Raw genomic sequence first — 6,006 nt, 5'->3', positions numbered from 1 at the left:
CGCAGGCTGTACTTGAGTACGACAAGGCGACGTTGACGCAGTTTGAATTTGATTTTCGAAGAGTATAAGTGAGCAGCTTATAAATTCAATTTCCCAAATAGATTCATACTAGTATCTTTTGCAAAAAATAAAGGGCGGACTTCCTTCATGAATATCAATTTCATCTATAAGGAAGGTAGCTCATTGAACTAACTTATTTATTCTGTTTGTCGCTAGAAAAATCAGACCTCCTTGTGAAGATTGAGGAGATACTGAATGAAAATCAAAGAAGAAACTAGCAAGCTAGCAGTAGATTGCCCAAAACACCGCTTTGAGGTTGTAGATAAGACTGACCTATATAATCCAAGGTGAAGCGACTGTGGTTTGAAGAGATTTTCAAAGAGTATAGGTTAGAGAGTGTAGTGTTTTTATGTCCTTCTAGTAGAAAATGCTAGACAGAAGAATGGGGAACTTGGATAGGAAAAATAGATTGAGAAAGGAGGTTAGAAGAGATGATTATTACAAAAATTAGCCGTTTAGAAACTTATGTGGGAGTAAATCCACATTTTGCAACATTGATAGATTTTCTAGAAAAAACAGGACTAGAAAATTTAACAGAAGGTTCGATTGCTATCGATGGTGATCGATTGTTTGGGAATTGCTTTACTTATCTAGCAGACGGTCAAGCAGGAGCCTTCTTTGAAACTCACCAAAAATATTTGGATATTCATTTAGTTTTGGAAAACGAAGAAGCCATGGCTGTTACGTCGCCAGAAAATGTAAGCGTTACCCAAGAGTATGATGAAGAGAAGGATATTGAATTATACACAGGGAAAGTGGAACAGTTGGTTCATTTGAGAGCTGGCGAATGCCTCATCACTTTTCCAGAAGATTTACATCAACCCAAGGTTCGTATAAATGATGAACCTGTGAAAAAAATTGTCTTTAAAGTTGCGATTTCTTAATGTAGAAAGAGAAGAACGATGAAAAAAATGAGAAAGTTTTTATGTCTAGCTGGAGTTGCGCTAGCAGCCGTTGCCTTGGTAGCTTGTTCAGGAAAAAAAGAAGCTACAACTAGTACTGAACCACCGACAGAATTATCTGGTGAGATTACAATGTGGCACTCCTTTACTCAAGGACCCTGTTTAGAAAGTATTCAAAAATCAGCAGATGCTTTCATGCAAAAGCATCCAAAAACGAAAATCAAGATTGAAACATTTTCTTGGAATGACTTCTATACTAAATGGACTACAGGTTTAGCAAATGGAAATGTGCCAGATATCAGTACAGCTCTTCCTAACCAAGTAATGGAAATGGTCAACTCAGATGCTTTGGTTCCGCTAAATGATTCTATCAAGCGTATTGGACAGGATAAATTTAACGAAACTGCCTTAAATGAAGCAAAAATCGGAGATGATTACTACTCTGTTCCTCTTTATTCACATGCACAAGTCATGTGGGTTAGAACAGATTTGTTAAAAGAACATAATATTGAGGTTCCTAAAACTTGGGATCAACTCTATGAAGCTTCTAAAAAATTGAAAGAAGCTGGAGTTTATGGCTTGTCTGTTCCGTTCGGAACAAATGACTTAATGGCAACACGTTTCTTGAACTTCTACGTACGTAGTGGTGGAGGAAGCCTCTTAACAAAAGATCTTAAAGCGGATTTGACAAGTCAACTTGCTCAAGATGGTATTAAATACTGGGTTAAAATGTATAAAGAAATTTCACCTCAAGATTCTTTGAACTTTAATGTCCTTCAACAAGCTACCTTGTTCTATCAAGGAAAAACAGCATTTGACTTTAACTCTGGCTTCCATATTGGAGGAATCAATGCCAACAGTCCTCAATTGATTGATTCGATTGATGCTTATCCTATTCCAAAAATCAAAGAATCTGATAAGGACCAAGGAATTGAAACTTCAAACATTCCAATGGTTGTTTGGAAAAATTCAAAACACCCAGAAGTTGCTAAAGCATTCTTAGAATCACTTTATAATGAAGAAGACTACGTTAAATTCCTTGATTCAACTCCAGTAGGTATGTTGCCAACTATTAAGGGGATTAGCGATTCTGCAGCCTATAAAGAAAATGAAACTCGTAAGAAATTTAAACATGCTGAAGAAGTGATTACTGAAGCTGTTAAAAAAGGTACTGCTATTGGTTATGAAAATGGACCAAGTGTACAAGCTGGTATGTTGACTAACCAACACATTATTGAACAAATGTTCCAAGATATCATTACAAATGGAACAGATCCTATGAAAGCTGCAAAAGAAGCAGAAAAACAATTAAACGATTTATTTGAGGCTGTTCAGTAGATGTAAAAGACTAGAAAATAGGTGGGCTAGTGAGCTGAAAAGCCCTAGCCCAATCTTGTAAAAGAAGGGAGAAGGAGAATGGTTAAAGAACGTAATTTAACTCGCTGGATATTTGTTTTGCCAGCTATGATTATCGTAGGATTACTCTTTGTTTATCCGTTTTTCTCGAGTATTTTTTATAGCTTTACCAATAAGCATTTGATTATGCCCAATTATAAATTTGTTGGTTTAGCTAACTATAAAGCTGTGCTATCAGATCCCAACTTCTTTAATGCGTTCTTTAATTCAATTAAGTGGACCATTTTCTCATTAGTTGGTCAAGTTTTAGTAGGGTTTGTATTGGCTTTAGCTCTTCACAGAGTACGCCACTTCAAGAAATTATATAGGACCTTATTGATTGTTCCTTGGGCATTTCCTACCATCGTTATTGCCTTCTCTTGGCAGTGGATTCTAAACGGGGTTTATGGCTACTTACCTAATCTAATCGTAAAATTAGGTTTAATGGAACATACACCTGCATTTTTGACAGATAGTACATGGGCATTCCTATGTTTGGTGTTTATCAACATTTGGTTTGGAGCGCCGATGATTATGGTTAATGTGCTTTCAGCTTTGCAAACAGTACCAGAAGAACAATTTGAGGCTGCTAAGATAGATGGTGCTTCAAGTTGGCAGGTGTTCAAGTTTATCGTCTTTCCACATATTAAAGTGGTTGTAGGGCTTCTAGTTGTTTTGAGAACTGTATGGATCTTTAATAACTTTGACATTATCTACCTTATTACGGGTGGTGGACCGGCTAATGCTACAACGACGCTTCCAATTTTTGCTTACAATCTGGGTTGGGGCACTAAATTGTTGGGTCGTGCTTCAGCAGTTACAGTGTTGCTCTTTATCTTCTTGATGGCGATTTGCTTTATCTACTTTGCTATCATCAGTAAGTGGGAAAAGGAGGGTAGAAAATAATGAAGAAGAAATCCAGTATTTATTTAGATATTCTCTCACATGCACTCTTGATTGGTGCGACTATTGTTGCAATTTTCCCATTGGTATGGATTATCATATCGTCTGTCAAGGGGAAAGGGGAATTGACTCAGTATCCAACACGATTTTGGCCTGAACAGTTTACATTAGATTATTTTATACATGTTATCAACGATTTGCACTTTATTGATAACATTCGAAATAGTTTAATCATTGCCTTAGCTACAACCCTTATTGCGATTATTATTTCTGCTATGGCAGCCTACGGTATTGTTCGATTCTTTCCTAAATTGGGAGCAATCATGTCGAGACTACTCGTCATTACCTATATTTTCCCACCAATTTTGTTAGCAATTCCCTATTCAATTGCCATTGCTAAAGTTGGGTTAACAAATAGTTTATTTGGCTTGATGATGGTTTATCTATCTTTTAGTGTTCCATATGCAGTTTGGCTCTTAGTTGGATTTTTCCAAACAGTTCCAATTGGAATTGAAGAAGCAGCTCGAATTGATGGTGCAAATAAATTTGTAACGTTTTATAAAGTTGTGCTACCGATTGTAGCACCAGGTATTGTAGCAACAGCTATTTATACATTTATCAATGCTTGGAATGAATTCCTGTATGCCTTGATTTTGATTAACAATACAGGAAAGATGACAGTAGCAGTAGCCCTTCGTTCACTTAATGGTTCAGAAATACTAGACTGGGGAGATATGATGGCAGCGTCTGTTATTGTAGTTCTTCCATCAATCATTTTCTTCTCTGTCATCCAAAATAAGATTGCAAGTGGATTGTCAGAAGGATCTGTGAAGTAATACTCAATGAAAATCAAAGAGCAAACTAGCCGCAGGCTGCTCAAAGTACAGCTTTGAGGTTGCAAATAAAACTGACGAAGTCAGCTCAGAACACGTTTTTGAGGTTGTAGATGAAGCTGACGAAGTCAGTAACCATACGCACAGTAAGGCGACGTTGACTCGGTTTGAAGAGATTTTTGAAGAGTATAAGTTAAAATTAGAAAGTTTATTCAATAATAAAGGAGAAAAACATGGTTAAATATGGTGTTGTTGGAACAGGGTATTTTGGAGCTGAATTGGCTCGTTATATGCAAAAGAATGATGGAGCAGAGATTACTCTTCTCTATGATCCAGATAATGCAGAAGTAATTACAGAAGAATTGGGAGCAAAAGTAGCAAGTTCCCTAGATGAGTTGGTTTCTAGCGATGAAGTAGATTGTGTTATCGTCGCAACTCCAAATAATCTTCATAAAGAACCGGTTATTAAGGCTGCACAGCATGGTAAAAATGTTTTCTGTGAAAAACCAATTGCGCTTTCTTATCAAGATTGTCGCGAGATGGTAGATGCGTGTAAAGAAAACAATGTAACCTTTATGGCAGGACATATTATGAATTTCTTTAATGGTGTTCATCATGCAAAAGAACTCATTAATCAAGGAGTTATCGGAGACGTTCTATATTGTCATACAGCTCGTAATGGTTGGGAAGAACAACAACCGTCCGTATCATGGAAAAAAATTCGTGAAAAATCAGGTGGTCACTTGTATCACCACATCCATGAATTGGATTGCGTTCAATTCCTTATGGGGAGCATGCCTGAAACTGTAACCATGACAGGTGGAAATGTGGCCCATGAAGGTGAACATTTCGGTGATGAAGATGATATGATTTTTGTCAATATGGAATTTTCTAATAAGCGTTTTGCTTTGTTAGAATGGGGTTCAGCTTATCGTTGGGGTGAACATTATGTCTTAATCCAAGGAAGCAAAGGTGCCATCCGCTTAGACTTATTCAACTGTAAAGGAACTCTTAAGCTAGATGGGCAAGAAAGCTATTTCTTGATTCACGAATCGCAAGAAGAAGATGATGATCGGACTCGTATCTATCATAGTACAGAGATGGATGGAGCAATTGCTTATGGTAAACCAGGTAAACGTACTCCATTATGGCTATCATCTGTCATTGATAAAGAAATGCGCTATCTGCATGAGATTATGGAAGGAGCTCCAGTATCAGAAGAATTTGCAAAACTTTTGACAGGTGAAGCTGCCCTAGAAGCAATTGCTACTGCAGATGCTTGTACCCAGTCTATGTTTGAAGATCGCAAAGTAAAATTGTCAGAAATTGTAAACTAAATTTTGGTATTCTCCTATTATAGGTCGACTTGCTCCTCTGAAAGTACTTTTAGAGGAGCTGTTTGACTTGGCTAGTTTTTGAAACTGAAATCTATTATACTACAAACTATTGAAAGCGTTTTAATTTTAAGGTATAATAATCTCATAGAAATAAAGAAAAAAGAAAGGGAGGAAAGAAGATGCCACAGATTAGTAAAGAAGCCTTGATTGAACAAATCAAAGATGGAATCATCGTTTCTTGTCAGGCTCTTCCTCATGAACCGCTTTATACAGAAGCGGGAGGGGTGATTCCCTTGCTGGTCAAAGCGGCTGAGCAAGGTGGAGCAGTCGGTATCCGAGCCAATAGTGTTCGCGATATCAAGGAAATTAAGGAAGTCACCAAACTTCCGATTATTGGGATAATCAAACGAGATTATCCGCCACAAGAACCCTTCATCACGGCTACTATGAAAGAAGTTGATGAATTGGCAGAACTGGACATCGAGGTGATTGCTCTGGATTGTACCAAGCGTGAACGCTACGATGGTTTGGAAATTCAAGAGTTCATTCGTCAGGTCAAGGAGAAATATCCTAACC

The 6,006-nt window shown here is 37.3% G+C and carries 5 protein-coding genes and 1 pseudogene; all 6 read left to right on the top strand.

Features of this window, described 5'->3' with window-relative positions; all coding sequences use genetic code 11:
• Positions 1 to 491: 491 nt before the first annotated feature.
• A complete protein-coding gene (locus tag HT687_RS10765; RefSeq protein WP_138707171.1) occupies positions 492 to 944 on the top strand; it encodes a YhcH/YjgK/YiaL family protein in 453 nt (150 codons plus the stop codon).
• Positions 945 to 962: 18 nt separating this feature from the next.
• Positions 963 to 2,300 carry a sugar ABC transporter substrate-binding protein gene (locus HT687_RS10760; RefSeq protein ID WP_138707170.1) on the top strand — a complete coding sequence of 446 codons (1,338 nt, stop codon included), beginning with the start codon at positions 963 to 965 and terminating at the stop codon, positions 2,298 to 2,300.
• Between the two features lie 78 nt (positions 2,301 to 2,378).
• A complete protein-coding gene (locus HT687_RS10755; protein WP_000237984.1) occupies positions 2,379 to 3,263 on the top strand; it encodes a sugar ABC transporter permease in 885 nt (294 codons plus the stop codon).
• On the top strand, positions 3,263 to 4,096 hold the full coding sequence (locus tag HT687_RS10750) for a carbohydrate ABC transporter permease (protein ID WP_023935698.1): 834 nt from the start codon (positions 3,263 to 3,265) through the stop codon (positions 4,094 to 4,096). Before HT687_RS10755 ends, HT687_RS10750 begins: the two co-directional genes overlap by 1 nt.
• 230 nt (positions 4,097 to 4,326) lie before the next feature.
• Positions 4,327 to 5,430 (top strand): Gfo/Idh/MocA family oxidoreductase, encoded by a 1,104-nt coding sequence (locus HT687_RS10745; protein ID WP_023935702.1) that lies wholly within the window; start codon positions 4,327 to 4,329, stop codon positions 5,428 to 5,430.
• 179 nt (positions 5,431 to 5,609) lie between these two features.
• Positions 5,610 to 6,006 (top strand): annotated as a pseudogene (locus HT687_RS10740) (N-acetylmannosamine-6-phosphate 2-epimerase); the annotation flags it as partial.

The sequence above is a fragment of the Streptococcus sp. 1449 genome, assembly GCF_013276805.1.
In the GTDB taxonomy this organism is placed as follows: Bacteria; Bacillota; Bacilli; order Lactobacillales; family Streptococcaceae; genus Streptococcus; species Streptococcus pseudopneumoniae.
The sequence above is the reverse complement of the archived record's forward strand: the minus strand, read 5'-3'. Positions and strand labels throughout refer to the sequence as shown.

Bases quoted from the DNA above. Each gene is read 5' to 3' on its own strand.
- HT687_RS10750 (WP_023935698.1), top strand. From the start codon at position 3,263: ATGAAGAAGAAATCCAGTATTTATTTAGATATTCTCTCACATGCACTC.
- HT687_RS10755 (WP_000237984.1), top strand. From the start codon at position 2,379: ATGGTTAAAGAACGTAATTTAACTCGCTGGATATTTGTTTTGCCAGCT.
- HT687_RS10760 (WP_138707170.1), top strand. From the start codon at position 963: ATGAAAAAAATGAGAAAGTTTTTATGTCTAGCTGGAGTTGCGCTAGCA.
- HT687_RS10765 (WP_138707171.1), top strand. From the start codon at position 492: ATGATTATTACAAAAATTAGCCGTTTAGAAACTTATGTGGGAGTAAAT.
- HT687_RS10745 (WP_023935702.1), top strand. From the start codon at position 4,327: ATGGTTAAATATGGTGTTGTTGGAACAGGGTATTTTGGAGCTGAATTG.